We start from the raw sequence: 18,500 nt of genomic DNA, 5'->3' as shown, positions 1-18,500 counted from the left end.
TCTTTGCGTCAACTTGGCCGAGGGCAAAGGGATACTTTACCGGACGGGGTCTGGACCAGCCCGAGGGGGACCTGCATTATTCGCGGACCCTTCTGTGCAAAGCTTCCCCCATGCTGTGGTTGATCGTCCTCCACTGCGCCGCCGCGTGCTGTGCCCCTCTCCTCGTACGGTGGCTCGGTTCGCGCGCTTTCCTGCTGCTGGCCCTCGCACCGGCGGCCGCCGCCGTGTGGGCAGGCGTGCAGTACCCGAAGGTGGTGAGCAGCGGGGAGGAAATCACCCTCCACTGGGCGTGGATTCCCAACCAGGGCGTCGAACTCGGGTTCCGCCTCGACTCGCTCTCGCTCCTGATGACCCTCATCGCCGGCGGCGTCGGCGCCCTGGTGATGGTCTACTGCGCCGGCTACTTCCGCAGTGACGAACCACGACTGGGGCGCTTCGCGGGGACGTTGACCGCCTTCGCCGGCGCCATGCTCGGACTGGTCCTCTCCGACGACCTGATCGTGCTGTACGTCTGGTGGGAGTTGACCACGATTTTCTCCTTCCTCCTCATCGGCCACAATCCGGAGACGAGGACCAACCGCCGCGCCGCCCTACAGGCGTTGATCGTCACCACCCTCGGCGGCCTGGTGATGCTCATCGGATTCCTCATGCTCGGCCATGAGGCCGGCACCTTCCGGATCTCCGAGTTGGTGGAGAACCCGCCGGAGGCCAACGCGCTCGTCTCCATCGCGCTGGTGCTCGTCCTCGTCGGCGCGCTCTCCAAGTCCGCGATCTGGCCGTTCAGTCTGTGGCTCCCGGGCGCAATGGCCGCGCCCACGCCCGTCTCCGCCTACCTCCACGCCGCGGCGATGGTCAAAGGAGGCATCTACCTCATCGCGCGGCTGGCGCCCGCCTTCGCCGACGTCGTCCCCTGGCGCGGCACGGTGCTGGTGCTCGGCGGACTCACGATGCTCCTCGGTGGCTGGCGGGCGCTCCGCGAGACCGACCTCAAGCGCATCCTCGCCTTCGGCACCGTCAGCCAACTCGGCTTCCTCACCATGCTCGTGGGCGACGGCCACCACGACAGCGAGCTCGCCGGGCTCGCCATGCTCCTCGCGCACGCGCTCTTCAAAGCGGCGCTGTTCCTCACCGTCGGCCTCATCGACCGCACGACGGGCACCCGCGACGTCCACCGACTCTCCGGCCTCGGACGCAAGATGCCGTGGGTCTGCACCGTCGCGGTGCTCGCCGGTGCCTCGATGGCCGGGGTGCCGCCGCTCTTCGGCTTCGCCGCCAAAGAAGCAGCACTGGAGTCGCTGCTCCACGAAGGACCCGTGCAGAAGTGGGCGCTCGCCGCCATCGTCGTCGGCTCCGGACTCACCACCGCCTACACGCTGCGGTTCCTCTGGGGCGCGTTCGCCAGCAAGCCGGGCGCCGAGCCCATCGAGGTGCTGCGCAGGCCCGGCGCCGCGCTCTTCCTGCCCGGCGCCGCCGTCGTCCTGGTGAGCCTCGCCTTCGGGCCCGGCGCCGTGCTCCTCGACCCGCTTCTCTCCGACTTCGCCGGCGCCTTCCCCGCCGTGCACAACCCGCTGCACATGGAGTTCTGGCACGGCATCGGCATCGCCTTCGGGCTCTCCGTCGCCGCGTGGGTGCTCGGCGCCGTGCTCTTCGCGCTCAACCGGCCGATCGCGAAGGTCGGCGACGACCTCGCCGTCCTGGACGGGGAACACGCCTTCGCGCACTCGCTCTGGGGACTGGAGCGCTTCTCCCTCCAGACGACCGGCATCGTCCAGCGCGGCTCGCTCCCCTTCTACCTCGGCACCGCGCTCGCCGTCCTCATCGGGGCGCAGTTGGTCGCACTCGTCGTCGACCGGCCCTGGGAGCACGTCAGCGACGTACGCCTCTACGACTCGACGGCACAACTCGCCGTCGCGCTCGCGGTCTGCGGGGTCGCGGTGCTCTGCGTGCGGGCGCGGCAGCGCATGAAGGCGGTCGTCCTCGCCGGCGTCACCGGGTACGGCGCCGCGGTGCTCTTCGTCCTGCACGGCGCACCGGACATCGCGCTCACCCAGTTCGCCGTCGAGACGGTCTCGATCATCGTCTTCGTGCTGGTGCTGCGGAGGCTGCCCCCGAGGTTCCCCGTCGGTCCCGCGGCGGGCCGGATGCGCCGGGTGACGCAGATCGTCTTCGGTATCGCGGCGGGGACCTTCGCCGCCGGCCTGACGTACATCGCCGCTTCCGCCCGCGTCGACGAGCCCGCGGGACCGCTCCTCAGCCAGGCCACCGAGGACCACGGACTCAAGAACGTCGTCGCCACCACGCTCGTCGACCTCAGGGCCTGGGACACGATGGGCGAGTCCTCGGTCCTCGCCGTCGCGGCCGTCGGCGTCACCAGCCTCGTCTACCTGCGGCGCCGCTCCGGTTCACCGGCGTCCCCCGCGCCGTCGGGGGCGCCGCCCAACGCGGCCCTCGCCCACCACGGGCACCGCTCCGGCACCGCGCACCCGGAGGAGCCCGGCGGGCGGCCCGCCGAGTCCGTCCGCGCCACGGGGCAACAGCCGCACGTCGACACGAAGGCGAAGCGGGCCGAGCGGTGGCCGAAGCCCGACCCGATCGGCAGGGCACCGCGGCGCACCTGGCTCGCCGCGAGCTCCACGCTCGCGCCGGAGCGGCGCTCGGTCGTCTTCGAGGTGGTGGCGAGGCTCGTCTTCCACCCGATCGTGGTGCTCTCGCTCTTCCTGCTCTTCTGCGCCGAGAACCTGCCGGGCGGCGGGTTCACCGCGGGGCTCGTCGCCTCGCTCGCGCTCGGGGTGCGGTATCTGGCGGGCGGGCGCCACGAGTTGGCGAACGCGGCGCCGGTGGACGCCGGGTTCCTCCTCGGCATCGGGCTGCTCACCATCACCCTCACCGGGCTCGGCGGGCTGCTCTTCACCGGCTCCGTGCTCGGCTCCGGCACTTTCCACGGACACCTGCCGCTGATCGGCGACTTCCACGCGGCTTCGCCGGTCCTCTTCGACACCGGCGTCTACCTGCTCGTCCTCGGCGTCGTCCTCGACGTCCTGCGGAGCCTCGGCTCCGAGATCGACCGGCGGGTGGAACGCGAACTCCGCCGCGTCCCGAACGCGACGGCAGAGGGAGGGGCGACGCAGAAATGACCTTGACCCTGGCGCTCGTCATCGTCGGCGGCACCCTCTTCGGAGCCGGCACCACGCTGCTGCTCTGCCGCCCGCTGACGCGCATCCTGCTCGGCTCGGTGCTCCTCGGCAACGGGACCAACATCCTCGTCCTCACCACGGCGGGGGCCGCGGGCGACGCACCGCTGCTCGGCTTCGGCGCCGACACGTCGACTATCGTCGACCCGCTGCCGCAGGCGTTCATCCTCACCGCCATCGTCATCACGCTGGCGCTCACGGCGTTCCTCGTGACGATGGCGTACCGCGCCTGGCAGCTCTCCGGAAGCGACGACGTGCAGGACGACGTGGAGGACATCCGCGTCGCCAGGCGCGCCGTCTACATGGAGGAGCGGGAGCGCCTGCGGGCCACCTACAACGACTGGCGCGAGGCGTACCAGAGCATGGTCGGCTCGGAGGAGGAGCAGCGGGCCGCGGAGCGCCGCGCGTACCAGCGGCTCGGCAAAGCCCGTGACCGCTACCGCGAGTTGAAGGACCGAGCGCGCGCCGACGCACGGGCGCACCGCGCACGGCAGGCGCGGGCCGAGCAGACCGCCGAGGAGACCGCGGAGGAGGACGACCCGTGGGAGACGATTCTGGGAGCCGACAGGTGACACCGAGTGACCCCGTCGGGCCGCACCTGCGCCCGGCACCCGCACACCCCGACCTTGCGAGGGAGCGCCCATGAGCGCCGGACCCTCGGAGGCCGCCTCCGTCGCCTCCGCACTCGTCCCCCTGCCCGTGATCCTGCCGCTCTTCGCGGCCGGACTGAAGCTCGCCATCGGGCTGCGCCTCCAGCGCACCCAGCGCGCCATCAGCATCGTCGTGCTGTCGCTGGTCGTGATCGTCTCGTTGGTGCTGCTCGTCGTGGCGGACAAAGAGGGCCCGCAGGTGATGTACGCCGGCGGGTGGGCGCCCCCTGTGGGGATCGTGCTCGTCGCCGACCGGCTCTCCGCGCTGATGCTGGTGGTCTCGACATCGGTGACGCTCGGCGTGCTCGTCTACTCCAACGGCCAGGGCATGGCGGACCGGGAAGGGGCGACGCCGCTCAGCGTCTTCCACCCGTCGTACCTGGTGCTCGTCGCCGGCGTCTCGGACACCTTCCTCGCGGGCGATCTCTTCAACCTGTACGTCGGCTTCGAGATCATGCTCGTCGCCAGCTTCGTGCTGCTGACGCTGGGCGGCACCATCGCGCGCATCCGCGCGGGGGCGACGTATGCGATCGTCTCGCTCCTCTCCTCGGTGCTCTTCCTGGTGGCGATCGTCATGGTCTACGGGGCCACCGGCACCGTGACGATGGCCGAACTGCCGGCGGCGATCGAGAAGTTGCCGGACGGCGTCACCACGCTGATGGAGATCGCGCTCCTCGGGGTCTTCGGGATCAAAGCTGCGGTCTTCCCGCTCGCCGCCTGGCTACCCGACTCCTATCCGACGGCGCCCGCCCCGGTGACCGCCGTCTTCGCGGGGCTCCTCACCAAGGTCGGCGTCTACTCGATGCTCCGCTCGCAGACGCTCCTCTTCCCCGGCACCCGGCTCACCGACGTGCTGATGATCGTCGCGCTGCTCTCGCTCCTCGTCGGCATCGTCGGGGCCGTGGCCCAGACCGACCTCAAGCGGCTGCTCTCCTTCACGCTCATCAGCCACATGGGATACATGATCTTCGGGATCGCGCTGGCGACCCCGGAGGGCTTCGAGGGGGCGATCTTCTACGTCGCCCACCACATCACCGTGCAGACGACGCTCTTCCTCGTCGTGGGGCTGATCGAGCGGAGAGGCGGCTCCACCGACCTCCAACGGCTCGGCGGGCTGGCGACGCTCTCACCGCTGCTCGCGATCCTCTTCTTCATCCCCGCGATGAACCTCGCCGGCATCCCCCCGCTCTCCGGGTTCCTCGGCAAACTGGGCCTGCTGCGCGCGGGCGTCGCCGACGGCAGCGTCCTCGCGTACGTGCTCGTCGCCGGGGGCACCCTCACCTCGCTGCTGACGCTCTACGCGATGGCGAAGGTCTGGAACCTCGCCTTCTGGCGCGCGGCGCCGGCCGAACTCTACGAGGTGGGCGCCGTGTTGGACTCCGAGGAGACCGACGAGGAGACCGACGAGTCCGAGGCGGAGGCGAGCCGCGAACAGGGCGACACCGGCACCGCGTCCGACACCGGTGCCCCCGCCTCCCAGCCGCCGGTAGGCTCGGGACGCGCGCCGGAGGAAGCGCACGTGGCGGTCGGCACCGCCACCGACACCGCCAGGCAGGAGGCGCCCGCACCGGCCGGGCACACGCAGACGGCGACCTTCGGCGGCCAGCAGGTCACCACGACCACCCGGCTCCCCGCGAGCATGATCGGCTCAACGGTGGGGTTGGTCCTCTTCGGACTCGCCTTCACCGCCCTCGCCGGTCCGCTCTTCGACTTCACCGGGCGCACGGCCGACGAGCTCATCGAGCGGACCCCGTACGTATCGGCGGTGATGGACAGGTGACCTCTCCGCAGAGGTTCAAAGAGCAGGCGCCGGGGCGGTTCCGCGCGACACAGTGGCCCATGATCGTCGGGCTGATGATCGTGTGGGTGCTGCTCTGGGGCGAACTCTCGGTGGCGAACGTCCTCACCGGGCTCCTCGTGGGCGTGCTCGTCTGCGTCGTCTTCCCGCTGCCGCCGATCGAGACGCAGGCGCGCCTGCACCTCCTGGGGTTCACCAGGTTCCTTGCGCGCTTCGTGCTCGACATGCTCATCTCCAGTTGGCGGCTGAACCGCTTCATCCTCGGCCAGAGCAAGCCCTCCTGGGCCGTGCTGCGGGTGCGGATGCGCTGCCCGGGCGACCTGATGATGACGGGCACCGCCATCGCCGTCTCCGCCGTCCCCGGCAGCACCGTGCTGGAGGTGCACCGCGCGACCGGCACCCTCTACATCCACGTGCTCGGCGCCGACAGCCTCGCCGAGCGGGAGCGGGCGGTGCACGAGGTGCTGCGCCTGGAGGCCCGGGTGGTCCGCGCGTTCGGCACGCCCGACGACGTCGCCGCCATGGAGGCGGCCGAGACAGCGGAGAGGGTGATCGGCCCGTGGACGTGATGATGCTCGTGGTCGCGGCGGTCCTCATCGCCGCGGGGGTCCTGGTGGCCGCGCGGTTGGCGATCGGCCCGTCCACCCTCGACCGCGCGGTCGCACTCGACGCGCTGGTCTCCGTGATAATGGCGGGGATCGGCGTCTACACCGCCGTCCAGCATGTGCCGTTCTACCTGCCGGTGATGCTCGTTCTCGCCTTCCTCGGGTTCACGGGCTCCGTCGCGATCGCGCGGTTCATGACGCTGCGGGACGAGGCCGGGACGACCGACGTCGACGAGAGCCGTTACGCGGGCAAGAGCGCCGACACCCTCGCGGAGCAGAACGTCGGCTCCTGGTCGACGCGGCCCAAAGGGCGCAAAGGCAGCGACGGCAACGAGGGCAGGAACGGCGGCGGACGGAGGAAGAACCGATGAACTGGGCCGCGGTCGTCGACTGGACCGGTGCCGTCTTCATGCTCCTCGGCGCGCTGCTCTGCCTCGTCGCCGGCATCGGACTGATGCGCCTCCCCGACGTGTTGACCCGCATGCACGCGGCGACCAAGCCGCAGGCGCTGGGCCTGCTGTTCGTCCTCGGAGGCGCCGCGCTCTGGCTGCGCACCGTCGTCGACGTCACGACGCTGATCCTGATCGCGATCTTCCAACTGGTGACGACGCCGGTCGCCGCGCACATGGTCGGCCGCGCCGGCTACCGCGGCCGCCTCGACCGCCAGCGGCTCGTCCTCGACGAGCTCGGTGAGGCGATAGAGGAGGCCGAGCAGCGCAGGGAGGCGCAGCGCGCCGCCGAGCGGCGGGGCGAGGCGGAACCGGTGGACGCGGGCGGGGACACCTCCGCCGCGTCAGGCGAGGGTTCGAGCGAAGGGGGCGGCAGCCCGGAGGATCGCGGCCCGAGCGCGGCCTAGTCGTCAACTCCGCCCGTGCGCACGGGAGTTGCGCCGGTCACCCACGACCGTGACGGCCCCTGCCGCGCCGACGAGCCCGACCGGCAGCAGCGCGGCAGGCGCCGCCACCGCGGCATGCAGCCCCACGGCGCCGCCCGCGCCGGCGACGAGGCAGGCGAGGCGCGCGGCGATCCACAGGTCGGACGGGTGTGCGCCGGCCGACCGGGCGGTCCCCGTCGCGAGGCGCGCGAGGAGGGTGGTGAGGGTGCTGGTGAAGTACGTCGTCGGGGCGCCGCTGCGGCCGGCGGCGAGGAGCGCCGTCGCCTGCGCGCCCATCGCGGTCGCGTAACCGACGACGAGCAGCGTCTGCCAGCGGTCGGCAGGCGCGGACCCGGCCGCGATCCAGCACCCGGCGAGCACGGCGAGCACCAGCGCCTCGGCGCCGAAGGCGAGCCTCACCCGGCGCGGCCACAGCCGCCCCGGTTCCGCGGACGACGCCGACCGCGCCCATCGCGTCAGCAGCGCGACAGCCGCCGTCCCCACCGCGTACCCGCCCAGGGCACAGGCAGCGGACCAGATGTGCCCGGGCGGCGCGGCACCGGCCGCCGCGACGCCGCCGAGCACGAGGTTTCCCGTCATCACCCCGGCGAAGACGCCGCCGAGCGCGGTGAAGGCGAGCGCGTCCACGCTGCCCGAAGCGGTCGCCAGGAGCAGGAGCGTCAACTGGGCGCGGGGGCCCGACGGATCGGCCGCCCGGGGTTCGGGCGGCGGTTCGTCGTGGGCGGAGGCGCGGCGCCGGGCGTTCATCGGTGCCGCCCGCGCGGGGCGCCTGCTGTGTACACGCGGCTCATCGTCCACCGGGTCCCACCGGTCCGCATCCGCGGGCCGGCTCTCGGGTGTGCGGGGCGGGGGGGGCTTCGACGAAACCGCAGGTCAGCGCGGTTAGTTCGGCCTTCCTTGCTGGCGCGGTCGGCGGGAGTGTGCCTACCTTCGAGCTGGGAGAGGCGGCGCCGGAGCGCCGGCTTCCGCCGTCGAAGGGAGCGGGTCACCACCATGAGCACCGGCATAGCCGAACGGGAGCACGGCGAGTCAGCGGACGGTGCGCCGCACCACCGCGACGTGAGCGGGGGATGGCTGCGGCCCGCGGTCTTCGGTGCCATGGACGGGCTCGTCTCCAACCTCGGCCTGATGACGGGCGTTGCGGGCTCCTCCGCCTCGCCACAGGCCATCGTGCTCTCCGGCCTTGTCGGACTCGCGGCCGGCGCCTTCTCGATGGCGGCGGGCGAATACCACTCCGTCGCCTCCCAACGGGAGTTGGTACAGGCGGAGTTGGAGGTCGAGCGCCGGGAGCTGCGGAAGCACCCGGAGGCGGAGGTGCGCGAGCTCGCCGCCGTCTACGAGGGGCGCGGCGTCGATCCCGAGCTGGCGAGGGAGGTGGCGCGGCAGCTCCACCGGGATCCGGAGCGGGCGCTGGAGGTGCACGCCCGCGAGGAGCTGGGCATCGATCCGGACGACCTGCCTTCCCCGACGGTCGCCGCCGTCTCCTCGCTGCTCGCGTTCAGCGCGGGCGCGGTGCTGCCGGTGCTGCCGTACCTCTTCGGGGCGACGGCGCTGCTGCCCGCCGTGGTCGTGGCCTTGCTGGGGCTGTTCCTCTGCGGGGCGGTCGTCGCCAAGGTGACGGCGCGAAGCTGGTGGTTCAGCGGGCTGCGTCAGCTCGCGCTGGGCGGCGGTGCCGCTGCGCTGACGTACGGGCTCGGGGCGCTCTTCGGTGTCGCTGTGGGTTGACCCACGGCGTGCTCCACGGCTCCCGGGCGTGATCCCGTGTTACTCGGCGGTTTCAGTCTCTTGCGTGCCGGGCAGAAGCCGGAAAGCCCAAGGGCAACGAAGCCCGGGGCGCAGCGCGTACTTGAGCGGAGACCTTCCGCACCCTTTTGAGACAGCGGGTCCACAGACCCCTCTTCCCTCGCACGGCACCTCCGTGCACACATCCCAGGCGTCCCTGTGCGTCCGCATGGTGGTCCGGAGTTTCCGTGCAGTGGGAAGAGGGTGATGATGTAACCTGCGCGAAAATTTGTTCATGCAGAGGGCCAACGTCGTCCCTCGGCGCGTGCGATTGCCACGAGACGACGGGAGAGCCGATGCGTGCAGCACCATTGGCGGCTTTGGCCCACCCTGCCAAGCAGGGCATGTACGACCCGAGGTACGAGCACGACGCCTGCGGCGTCGGCTTCGTGGCGACCCTGACAGGCGAGCCCGACCACCAGCTCGTCGAGCGCGGTCTCACCGTCCTGCGCAACCTGGAGCACCGTGGCGCCACCGGCTCCGACCCGGACACGGGCGACGGCGCGGGCATCCTCGTCCAGATCCCGGACGCCTTCCTCCGCGAGGTCACCGACTTCGCACTGCCGGACGCGGGCGCGTACGCCGTCGGTATCGCCTTCCTTCCCGCGGACGAGGCGGACGCAGCCGCCGCCGTCGCGCGGATCGAGCAGCTCGCCGACGAGGAGGGGCTGCGCGTCCTCGGCTGGCGCGACGTACCGGTCGCCCCCGGACTCCTCGGCGCCGGCGCCCGCGAGACCCTGCCGCAGCTCCGCCAGCTCTTCGTCGCCGACGCGGCGGGGGAGCGCAACGGTGTCGCGCTCGACCGGATCGCCTTCGTGCTCCGCAAGCGCGCCGAGCACGACGCGGACGTCTACTTCCCCTCGCTCTCCTCGCGCACCGTCGTCTACAAGGGGATGCTGACCACCGGCCAACTGGAGCCGTTCTTCCCCGACCTCTCCGACCGCAGGTTCGCCTCGGCGATCGCGCTGGTGCACAGCCGCTTCTCCACCAACACCTTCCCGAGCTGGCCCCTCGCCCACCCCTACCGGTTCATCGCGCACAACGGCGAGATCAACACCGTCCAGGGCAACCGCAATTGGATGCGCGCCCGGGAGTCCCAGCTCTCCAGCGCGCTCTTCGCGGCGAAGGACGCGGCCCCCGAGGCCGCCGCCGACCTCTCGCGGATCTTCCCGCTCTGCACGCCGGGCGCCTCCGACTCGGCCACCTTCGACGAGGTTCTGGAGCTGCTCCACCTCGGCGGGCGCTCGCTGCCGCACTCGGTGCTGATGATGGTGCCCGAGGCGTGGGAGAACCACGAGACGATGGACCCTGCCCGCCGGGCCTTCTACGAGTACCACGCGACGCTCATGGAGCCCTGGGACGGCCCGGCCTGCGTCACCTTCACCGACGGCACCCAGGTCGGCGCCGTCCTCGACCGCAACGGGCTGCGTCCCGGCCGCTACTGGGTCACCGACGACGGGCTCGTCGTGCTCGGCTCCGAGGTCGGCGTCCTCGACATCGAGCCGGAGCGGATCGTCCGCAAGGGCCGCCTCCAGCCGGGCCGGATGTTCCTCGTCGACACCGCCGAGCACCGCATCATCGAGGACGACGAGGTCAAGGCGCAGCTCGCGGCCGAGCACCCGTACGAGGAGTGGTTGGAGTCGGGCCTGATCGCCCTCGCCGACCTGCCCGAGCGTGAGCACGTCGTGCACACCCATGCCTCCGTCACCCGCCGCCAGCAGACCTTCGGGTACACCGAGGAGGAGCTGCGCGTCCTGCTGGCGCCGATGGCGAAGTCCGCTGCCGAGCCGATCGGTTCGATGGGCACGGACTCGCCGATCGCCGCGCTCTCGGAGCGCCCGCGGCTCGTCTTCGACTACTTCACCCAGCTCTTCGCGCAGGTCACCAACCCGCCGCTGGACGCGATCCGCGAGGAGCTCGTCACCTCGCTCCGCTCGCCGCTCGGACCCCAGGGCAACCTGCTGGAGCCGTCGGCCACCTCCTGCCGCAGCGTCACCCTGCCGTTCCCGGTGATCGACAACGACGAGCTGGCCAAGCTGATCCACATCAACGCCGACGGCGACCTCCCCGGCTTCCGCTCGGCCGCCCTCTCAGGCCTCTACCGCGTCGCCGACGGCGGCGCGGGGCTCGCCGCCCGCCTCCGGGAGATCTGCGACGAGGCGGACACGGCGATAGAGTCCGGCGCCCGGCTGATCGTCCTCTCCGACCGGCACTCCGACGCCGAGCACGCGCCGATCCCGTCGCTGCTCCTCACCTCGGCCGTCCACCACCACCTGATCCGCACCAAGCAGCGCACCCGGGTGGGTCTGCTCGTCGAGGCGGGCGACGTCCGCGAGGTGCACCACGCGGCCCTGCTCATCGGGTACGGCGCCGCTGCGGTCAACCCGTACCTGGCGATGGAGTCGGTCGAGGACCTGGTGCGCGCGGGCACCTTCCTCCCCGGCGACATGGAGCCCGAGGCGGCGATCCGCAACCTCATCAAGGCGCTCGGCAAGGGCGTGCTGAAGGTGATGTCCAAGATGGGCGTCTCCACCGTCGCCTCCTACCGCGGTGCGCAGGTCTTCGAGGCGGTGGGACTCGACGAGTCCTTCGTCGACACCTACTTCCACGGCACCACTACCAAGATCGGCGGTGCGGGTCTCGAGACGATCGCCAAGGAGGTCGCGGCGCGGCACGCCAAGGCGTACCCGGCGACCGGGATCGCCTCGGCGCACCGGGCGTTGGAGATCGGCGGCGAGTACCAGTGGCGCCGCGAGGGCGAGCCGCACCTCTTCGACCCGGACACCGTCTTCCGGCTCCAGCACGCCACCCGCACCCGCAGCTACGACATCTTCAAGAAGTACACGGACGGCGTGAACGAGCAGTCCGAGCGCCTGATGACGCTCCGCGGGCTCTTCCGCCTCAAGGAGGGCGAGCGGCAGCCGGTCCCGCTGGAGGAGGTCGAGCCGGCGAGCGAGATCGTCAAGCGGTTCTCGACCGGTGCGATGTCGTACGGCTCCATCTCGCAGGAGGCGCACGAGACGCTCGCCGTCGCGATGAACCGCCTCGGCGGCAAGTCCAACACCGGCGAGGGCGGCGAGGACGCCGAGCGCCTCTACGACCCGCAGCGGCGCTCCGCGATCAAGCAGGTCGCGTCGGGACGGTTCGGTGTGACCTCCGAGTACCTCGTCAACTCCGACGACATCCAGATCAAGATGGCGCAGGGCGCCAAGCCGGGCGAGGGCGGGCAGCTCCCGGGCCACAAGGTCTACCCGTGGGTGGCGAAGACCCGGCACTCGACTCCCGGCGTCGGCCTCATCTCGCCGCCGCCGCACCACGACATCTACTCGATCGAGGACCTCGCCCAGCTCATCCACGACCTGAAGAACGCCAACCCGCGGGCCCGCATCCACGTCAAGCTCGTCAGCGAGGTCGGCGTCGGCACCGTGGCGGCCGGCGTCTCGAAGGCCCACGCCGACGTGGTGCTCGTCTCCGGGCACGACGGCGGCACCGGCGCCTCGCCGCTCACCAGCCTCAAGCACGCGGGCGGCCCCTGGGAGCTGGGGCTCGCCGAGACGCAGCAGACGCTGCTCCTCAACGGCCTGCGCGACCGCATCGTCGTGCAGACCGACGGCCAGCTCAAGACCGGCCGCGACGTGCTCGTCGCCGCGCTGCTCGGTGCCGAGGAGTACGGCTTCGCGACGGCGCCGCTCGTCGTCTCCGGCTGCGTCATGATGCGCGTCTGCCATCTGGACACCTGTCCGGTCGGTATCGCGACGCAGAACCCGGTGCTCCGCGAGCGGTACACGGGCAAGGCCGAACACCTCGTCAACTTCTTCGAGTTCATCGCCGAGGAGGTCCGCGAGCTCCTCGCCGCGCTCGGGTTCCGGTCGCTCGACGAGGCCGTCGGCCATGCCGAACTCCTCGACACCAGCAGGGCAGTCGACCACTGGAAGGCGCAGGGCCTCGACCTCGCGCCGCTCCTCCACGTGCCCGAGCTCCCCGAGGGCGCGGCGCGGCACCGGGTCACCCCGCAGGAGCACGGCCTGGAGAAGGCGCTCGACAACCAGCTCATCAAGCTCTCGGCCGACGCGCTCAACGCGGAGACCGCCGAGCAGGCGCAGCCGGTCCGCGCCCAGGTGGCGATCCGGAACATCAACCGCACCGTCGGCACGATGCTCGGCCACGAGGTGACCCGGAAGTTCGGCGGCGCCGGGCTCCCCGAGGGCACCATCGACGTCACCTTCACCGGGTCGGCGGGCCAGTCCTTCGGCGCCTTCGTGCCGAGCGGCGTCACGCTGCGGCTGGAGGGCGACGCCAACGACTACGTCGGCAAGGGCCTCTCCGGCGGCCGCCTCGTCGTCCGCCCCGACCGCGGGGCCGACCACCTCGCCGAGTACTCGACGATCGCGGGCAACACCCTCGGCTACGGCGCGACCGGCGGCGAGGTCTTCCTCCGCGGCCGCGTGGGCGAGCGGTTCTGCGTCCGCAACTCCGGTGCCACGGTGGTCGCCGAGGGCGTCGGGGACCACGGCTGCGAGTACATGACCGGCGGTTCCGCCGTCGTCCTCGGGGAGACGGGCCGCAACTTCGGCGCCGGCATGTCGGGCGGCACCGCGTACGTCCTCGATCTCGACCCCGACCACGTCAACCCCGGCCTGCGGGACGCCGTCGGCGTACCGGGGGCCGACGAGCTGGAGTGGCTGCACGGTGTGGTGCGCCGCCACCTCGAGGAGACCGGTTCCACCGTCGCCGAGCGGCTCCTCGCCGACTGGGAGCGGACCGCCGCCCGGTTCAGCCGGGTTCTGCCCCCCACCTACAAGGCCGTGCTCGCCGCCAAGGACGCCGCCGAGCGAGCGGGACTCTCCGAGTCCGAGACCCACGAGAAGATGATGGAGGCGGCGACCCATGGCTGACCCGAAGGGCTTTCTCACCACCGAGCGCGAGGGCGCCCAGTCGCGCCCCGTCGAGGAGCGCGTCAGGGACTGGAACGAGGTCTACGTCCCCGGCTCGCTGCTGCCGATCGTCAGCGAGCAGGCGGGGCGCTGCATGGACTGCGGCATCCCGTTCTGCCACAACGGCTGTCCGCTGGGGAACCTCATCCCCGAGTGGAACGACTACGCCTACCGGGACGACTGGTCGGCGGCGAGCGAGCGGCTCCACGCGACCAACAACTTCCCGGAGTTCACCGGGCGGCTGTGCCCTGCGCCGTGCGAGTCCGCCTGTGTCCTCGGCATCAGCCAGGAGCCGGTGACGATCAAGAACGTCGAGGTCAGCATCATCGACAAGGCGTGGGCCTGCGGCCTCGTCACGCCGCAGCCGCCCGAGCGCCTCTCGGGGAAGACGGTCGCGGTGATCGGTTCCGGGCCCTCGGGGCTCGCCGCCGCGCAGCAGTTGACCCGCGCAGGGCACACCGTGGTCGTCTACGAGCGCGCCGACCGCCTCGGCGGGCTGCTGCGGTACGGCATCCCCGAGTTCAAGATGGAGAAGCGGCACATCAACCGCCGTATCGAGCAGATGCGCGCGGAGGGCACCAAGTTCCGCACCGGTGTGGAGATCGGCCGGGACCTCGACGCGGCGAAGCTCCGCAAGCGCCACGACGCCGTCGTGATCGCGGCCGGCTCCACCACGGCCCGCGAACTGCCGGCGCCCGGACGCGAGTTGAACGGCATCCACCAGGCGATGGAGTACCTGCCGCTCTCCAACAAGGTCCAGGAGGGCGACTACGTCACCCCGCCGATCTCCGCGGAGGGCAAGCACGTCGTCGTCATCGGCGGCGGCGACACCGGTGCCGACTGCGTCGGCACCGCGCACCGGCAGGGCGCGGCCTCCGTCACGCAGTTGGAGATCATGCCGAAGCCGGGCGAGGAGCGCGCGCCGCACCAGCCGTGGCCGACCTTCCCGATGCTCTACAAGGTCACCTCGGCGCACGAGGAGGGCGGCGAGCGCGTCTACTCGGTGAACACCACCCGCTTCGAGGGCGACGAGGACGGCAACGTCCAGTGGCTCCACCTGGTCGAGGTCGAGATGGTCGAAGGCAAGCTGACGCAGAAGCCGGGCACCGAGCGGAAGATCCCCGCCCAACTCGTCACGCTGGCCATGGGGTTCACCGGCATCGACAGGGAGAACGGCCTCGTCGAGCAGTTCGGCCTCGACCTCGACGAGCGCGGCAACGTCGCGCGCGACGCCGAGTTCGCCACCAACGTCCCCGGCGTGTACGTCGCGGGCGACGCCGGGCGCGGGCAGTCCCTCATCGTCTGGGCGATCGCCGAGGGGCGCTCCGCGGCGAAGGGCGTCGACCGGCACCTCGCCGGCGGCGCGAGCGCGCTCCCGGCGCCGATCCGGCCGACGGACCGGGCGCTCACCGTCTGACCCCCGCACCCGTGCGGCCACCGCCCGGCGGCGGCCGCACGGGCGGCGCCCCGCGCCCGCATCGCGCTGCCGGGTGCGGGGCGCCGCCGTCACGTCCTCAGTACTGGGGCTCCAACTCGGGGCCCAGCGAAGAGAACTTCTCCTTGCTGATCACCTGCGCCGGGGGCCAGGTGATGTTCTCGGGCGGCCAGCTCTGGCCCGTCTTCTCGAGGAACCAGGACGGCGGTTCGTACATCGGCGGCTCGTACCCGTCGGGGAGGGCCGTCTTCCAGTCGACGTCCTCGGTGCGCTCGGCGAACTCCTTCTTCAGGGCCTTCAGCAGCTTCGGCTGCACGACCAGGTCGAGCGCGGTCGCCGCGAGGTACTTCGCCGCGGCGAGCAGTGCCGCGTGCCCGGGCGCCGAGCCCGCGCACGACGCCGTCGACCAGGTGTGCATCTTCGAGCCGACGGGTGCGAGCGCCGTTCCGAGCGAGACCGTCGGCACCTGCCAACTGATGTCGGCGACGTCCGTGGAGCCGCCGCCGTTGAAGACCGGGTTGGGCGGGGTGAGTTCGCCGATCTCGTCGTGGAGGCCCTTCTGCGGGAGGCCGAGGGACTTCTGCAGGGACTTGGCGATCTGCTGGGCCTCGTCGGAGTGGTTCGGCGGCCCGATCCGCCGCATGTTGTCGTACATCAGCTCGGCGAAGGAGCGGGAGGGAAGCTGGTTCCAGCACGCCGACGTGATCTTGTGCCGGACGCTCGTACGGCTCGCCTTCGCCGCCGCCTCGGAGACGGCGATCACCTTCTCCAGCAGCGACTCGACGCGCTCCGGGCTCCCCTCGCGGACGTAGTAGGAGATCTCCGCCTTCTCCGGGGTGACGTTGGGAATGTCCCCGCCGTTGACGATCGCCCAGTGCAGCCGTGCCGAGGGCGCCATCGCCTCCTCGCGGAGGAACTCCGACATCGTCGCCATCATCACGGCGGCGTCGAGCGCGCTCTTGTTGCCGAGCGGGCTGCCGCCGTGCCCGGCGACGCCGAGGAAGGTGAAGGTCACGGCCGTCATCGCCGTCGAGGTGTCCCAGCCGGTGGCGTTGGCCGTCGAGGGGTGCCAGTCGAGGAAGGCGTCGAGGTCGTCGTAGACGCCCTTGCTGACCGCGTAGGTCTTGCCGATGAGCTGTTCCTCCGCGGTCGAGCCGAAGAACTTCACGGTGACGTCGAGCCCGTGCTGCTTCGACGCGCGCGCGACCGCTGCCGCCGCCGCTGCCGCCGCGGTGCCGAGCGCGCAGTGGCCGCAGCCGTGCCCGGGGCCGTAGGTGGGGGAGAAGGGGTCGTGGATGTACTCCAGCGGTGCGTGCTCGCCCGCGCCCTTGCGCTGCGAGAGGCCGGGGAGCGCGTCGTACTCGCCGCTGAACCCGAGGACGGGGCCGCCCGAGCCGCTCGTGAAGGTCGCCGTGAACGCCGTGGGGAAGCCGGCGGTGCCGAACTCCACGTCGAAGCCTGCCTGTTCGAGGAACTCGGCCTGGGCGAGCGAGGACTTCCACTCGCGCAGGCTCAACTCGGCGTTCTCCCATATCTCGTCGTTGAGCCCCACGATGCGCTTCTCCTGGCGCTCGATCCAGGAGAGCGCCGAGGTCTTCGCGGGGGAGTCCTTGGCGAGGCCCTTCGGGGGCTCGTAGCCGTCACCGGCCGCCGGGCCGGCCGCCGCAGCCATCGCGGGGTCCGCCGTCGCGGCGCCTGCGGCCGTCGTCACGCCGGCGGCGCCGAGGAGCTGCATGATGCGGCGCCTGCTCATGCCGCCTGCGGCCATCGTCTCGGCGGCCTGCTTCGCCTGCTCGACGCTTTCGTGGGGATCGTGCAAGTCGCACACGGGAGCCTCCGTCTAGTACGTGCTTGATCACCGATGCGCTGCGCACTCTGACTCCGGGCTGTTTCGGCCGTACGCTGCCCAGATGCCGGGGGCGTTACGCGTGTGCGCGCCGGGTTCCGCGTGCCGCGGCGTGCGCGGCGCGCCTCCCGGGGCGACCATCGACGCCATGGACCACACGCTCCACCTGGCGCAGCAGCCCGACGCCGACGCCCTGCTGAGCCGTAGCCCTCTGGCGCTGCTCGTCGGCTCCCTCCTCGATCAACAGGTGCCTATGGAACGCGCTTTCGCAGGCCCGTACGAACTCAACCGGCGCCTCGGGGACGACGGCCTCGACGCACGCGCCGTCGCCGCGATGGACCCCGAGGAGCTGGAGCAGCTCTTTTCGGAGAAGCCCGCCGTGCACCGCTTCCCCGGCTCCATGGCGAAGCGCGTGCAGCAGCTCTGCCAGTACCTCGTGGAGCACTACGACGGCAGCGCCGAGACCGTATGGGAGGGCGCTTCCGACGGGCGCGACCTGCTGCGCCGCCTCAAGGCCCTGCCCGGTTACGGCGACGCCAAGGCGCAGATCTTCGTCGCCCTGCTCGGCAAGCAGCTCGGCGTCCGCCCGCAGGGCTGGCGCGAGGCGGCGGGTCCGTACGGCGAGGACGGCACCTACCGCTCCGCCGCCGACGTGACGGGCCCCGAGACGCTGGAGAAGGTGCGGGCGGAGAAGAAGGAGCAGAAGGCGAAGGGGCGCTAGGCCGACGTGGATTCGGCGTCTCCGCACGGTGGTCGGCCGCACGACGGCCCTGCCGGGGACAGCTCCCCGCGGCGCTGCCGACCACCGCGTCCGACGTGTGCCGAGCGCCCCGCCGGACGCGGTCGGACCTCCGTCAGTCCTCGGCGAGGTGGGCGGGGAAGCCGCCGGTGGCGACGGGACCCCAGCGGGTCGGGGTGAGGCGCAGCAGGGACTTGCCCTGCTTGCGCATCGCCTCGCGGTACTCGTCCCAATCCGGGTGCTCACCGGAGACCGCCCGGAAGTACTCGACGAGCGGTTCGACGGACTCCGGCGGATCGATCACCTCCGCCTCGCCGTCGACCTGCACCCACGGCCCGTTCCACTCGTCGGAGAGGACGACGGCGCTCGCCCGCCGCGTGCGCCGCGCGTTGCGGACCTTGGCGCGTTCCGGGTAGGTCGAGACGACGATCCGCCCCTCCGGGTCGACCCCGCAGGTGACGGGCGACGCCTGCGGGGTGCCGTCGGTACGGGTGGTGAGCAGGACGGCGCGGTGCCTGGGCCGGACGAACTCCAGGAGGTCGTCGAGGCCGACGGGGGTGTTGGTCGCGATCGTGGGACTCATGGCAACCGAACCTACGCGACGGAGGGCCGCGCGCCCGTACGG

At 71.7% G+C, this 18,500-nt stretch carries 13 protein-coding genes; 10 read left to right on the top strand and 3 right to left on the bottom strand.

The window, feature by feature from the left end; translation table 11 throughout:
- The first annotated feature begins 110 nt into the window (after window positions 1-110).
- The 6 genes from F603_RS0109150 to mnhG all read left to right on the top strand — a co-directional run bounded on the left by F603_RS0109150 (window position 111) and on the right by mnhG (window position 7,100).
- Window positions 111-3,134, top strand: coding sequence for a Na+/H+ antiporter subunit A (locus F603_RS0109150; protein WP_019545708.1), 3,024 nt, complete (start codon window positions 111-113; stop codon window positions 3,132-3,134).
- Window positions 3,131-3,763, top strand: coding sequence for a Na(+)/H(+) antiporter subunit C (locus F603_RS0109145; RefSeq protein ID WP_019545707.1), 633 nt, complete (start codon window positions 3,131-3,133; stop codon window positions 3,761-3,763). The genes F603_RS0109150 and F603_RS0109145 overlap by 4 nt, the downstream gene beginning before the upstream one ends.
- Before the next feature lie 70 nt (window positions 3,764-3,833).
- Window positions 3,834-5,621, top strand: a complete 1,788-nt coding sequence (locus tag F603_RS0109140) for a Na+/H+ antiporter subunit D (RefSeq protein WP_019545706.1) — start codon at window positions 3,834-3,836, stop codon at window positions 5,619-5,621.
- Window positions 5,618-6,208 carry a Na+/H+ antiporter subunit E gene (locus F603_RS0109135; protein WP_019545705.1) on the top strand — a complete coding sequence of 197 codons (591 nt, stop codon included), beginning with the start codon at window positions 5,618-5,620 and terminating at the stop codon, window positions 6,206-6,208. Before F603_RS0109140 ends, F603_RS0109135 begins: the two co-directional genes overlap by 4 nt.
- Complete coding sequence (locus tag F603_RS0109130) at window positions 6,208-6,615, top strand: MrpF/PhaF family protein (protein ID WP_106431288.1); 408 nt, start codon at window positions 6,208-6,210, stop codon at window positions 6,613-6,615. Before F603_RS0109135 ends, F603_RS0109130 begins: the two co-directional genes overlap by 1 nt.
- Window positions 6,612-7,100 carry a monovalent cation/H(+) antiporter subunit G gene (gene mnhG / locus F603_RS0109125; protein WP_019545703.1) on the top strand — a complete coding sequence of 163 codons (489 nt, stop codon included), beginning with the start codon at window positions 6,612-6,614 and terminating at the stop codon, window positions 7,098-7,100. The genes F603_RS0109130 and mnhG overlap by 4 nt, the downstream gene beginning before the upstream one ends.
- Before the next feature lie 3 nt (window positions 7,101-7,103).
- Here the strand turns inward: mnhG and F603_RS0109120 are convergent, their stop codons facing one another.
- Window positions 7,104-7,886: a DUF1275 family protein gene (locus F603_RS0109120; protein ID WP_019545702.1), complete on the bottom strand. Its 783-nt coding sequence runs from the start codon at window positions 7,884-7,886 to the stop codon at window positions 7,104-7,106.
- A gap of 246 nt (window positions 7,887-8,132) precedes the next feature.
- Here F603_RS0109120 and F603_RS0109115 point away from each other — a divergent pair, with 246 nt between their 5' ends.
- From F603_RS0109115 to F603_RS0109105, 3 genes are all read left to right on the top strand, one after another.
- The gene (locus tag F603_RS0109115; protein ID WP_019545701.1) at window positions 8,133-8,864 is read left to right on the top strand and encodes a VIT1/CCC1 transporter family protein; all 732 of its coding nucleotides are present in this window, start codon (window positions 8,133-8,135) and stop codon (window positions 8,862-8,864) included.
- A 401-nt stretch (window positions 8,865-9,265) separates the two neighbouring features.
- Window positions 9,266-13,816 (top strand): glutamate synthase large subunit, encoded by a 4,551-nt coding sequence (gene gltB, locus F603_RS0109110; protein WP_019545700.1) that lies wholly within the window; start codon window positions 9,266-9,268, stop codon window positions 13,814-13,816.
- Entirely contained in the window at window positions 13,809-15,272 is a 1,464-nt protein-coding gene (locus F603_RS0109105) for a glutamate synthase subunit beta (RefSeq protein WP_019545699.1), read from the top strand. The genes gltB and F603_RS0109105 overlap by 8 nt, the downstream gene beginning before the upstream one ends.
- A 97-nt stretch (window positions 15,273-15,369) precedes the next feature.
- Here the strand turns inward: F603_RS0109105 and F603_RS0109100 are convergent, their stop codons facing one another.
- Window positions 15,370-17,118 carry an amidohydrolase gene (locus F603_RS0109100; RefSeq protein WP_019545698.1) on the bottom strand — a complete coding sequence of 583 codons (1,749 nt, stop codon included), beginning with the start codon at window positions 17,116-17,118 and terminating at the stop codon, window positions 15,370-15,372.
- 166 nt (window positions 17,119-17,284) lie between these two features.
- Here F603_RS0109100 and F603_RS0109095 point away from each other — a divergent pair, with 166 nt between their 5' ends.
- Window positions 17,285-17,857 (top strand): HhH-GPD-type base excision DNA repair protein, encoded by a 573-nt coding sequence (locus F603_RS0109095; RefSeq protein WP_026328259.1) that lies wholly within the window; start codon window positions 17,285-17,287, stop codon window positions 17,855-17,857.
- A gap of 133 nt (window positions 17,858-17,990) precedes the next feature.
- Here the strand turns inward: F603_RS0109095 and F603_RS0109090 are convergent, their stop codons facing one another.
- Window positions 17,991-18,458, bottom strand: a complete 468-nt coding sequence (locus F603_RS0109090; RefSeq protein WP_019545696.1) for a PPOX class F420-dependent oxidoreductase — start codon at window positions 18,456-18,458, stop codon at window positions 17,991-17,993.
- Window positions 18,459-18,500 lie beyond the last annotated feature (42 nt).

The organism is Streptomyces sulphureus DSM 40104, from assembly GCF_000381025.1.
Classification (GTDB): Bacteria; Actinomycetota; Actinomycetes; order Streptomycetales; family Streptomycetaceae; genus Streptomyces; species Streptomyces sulphureus.
Note: the sequence above shows the minus strand (reverse complement) of the source record. Positions and strands in the feature narration are given on the sequence as shown.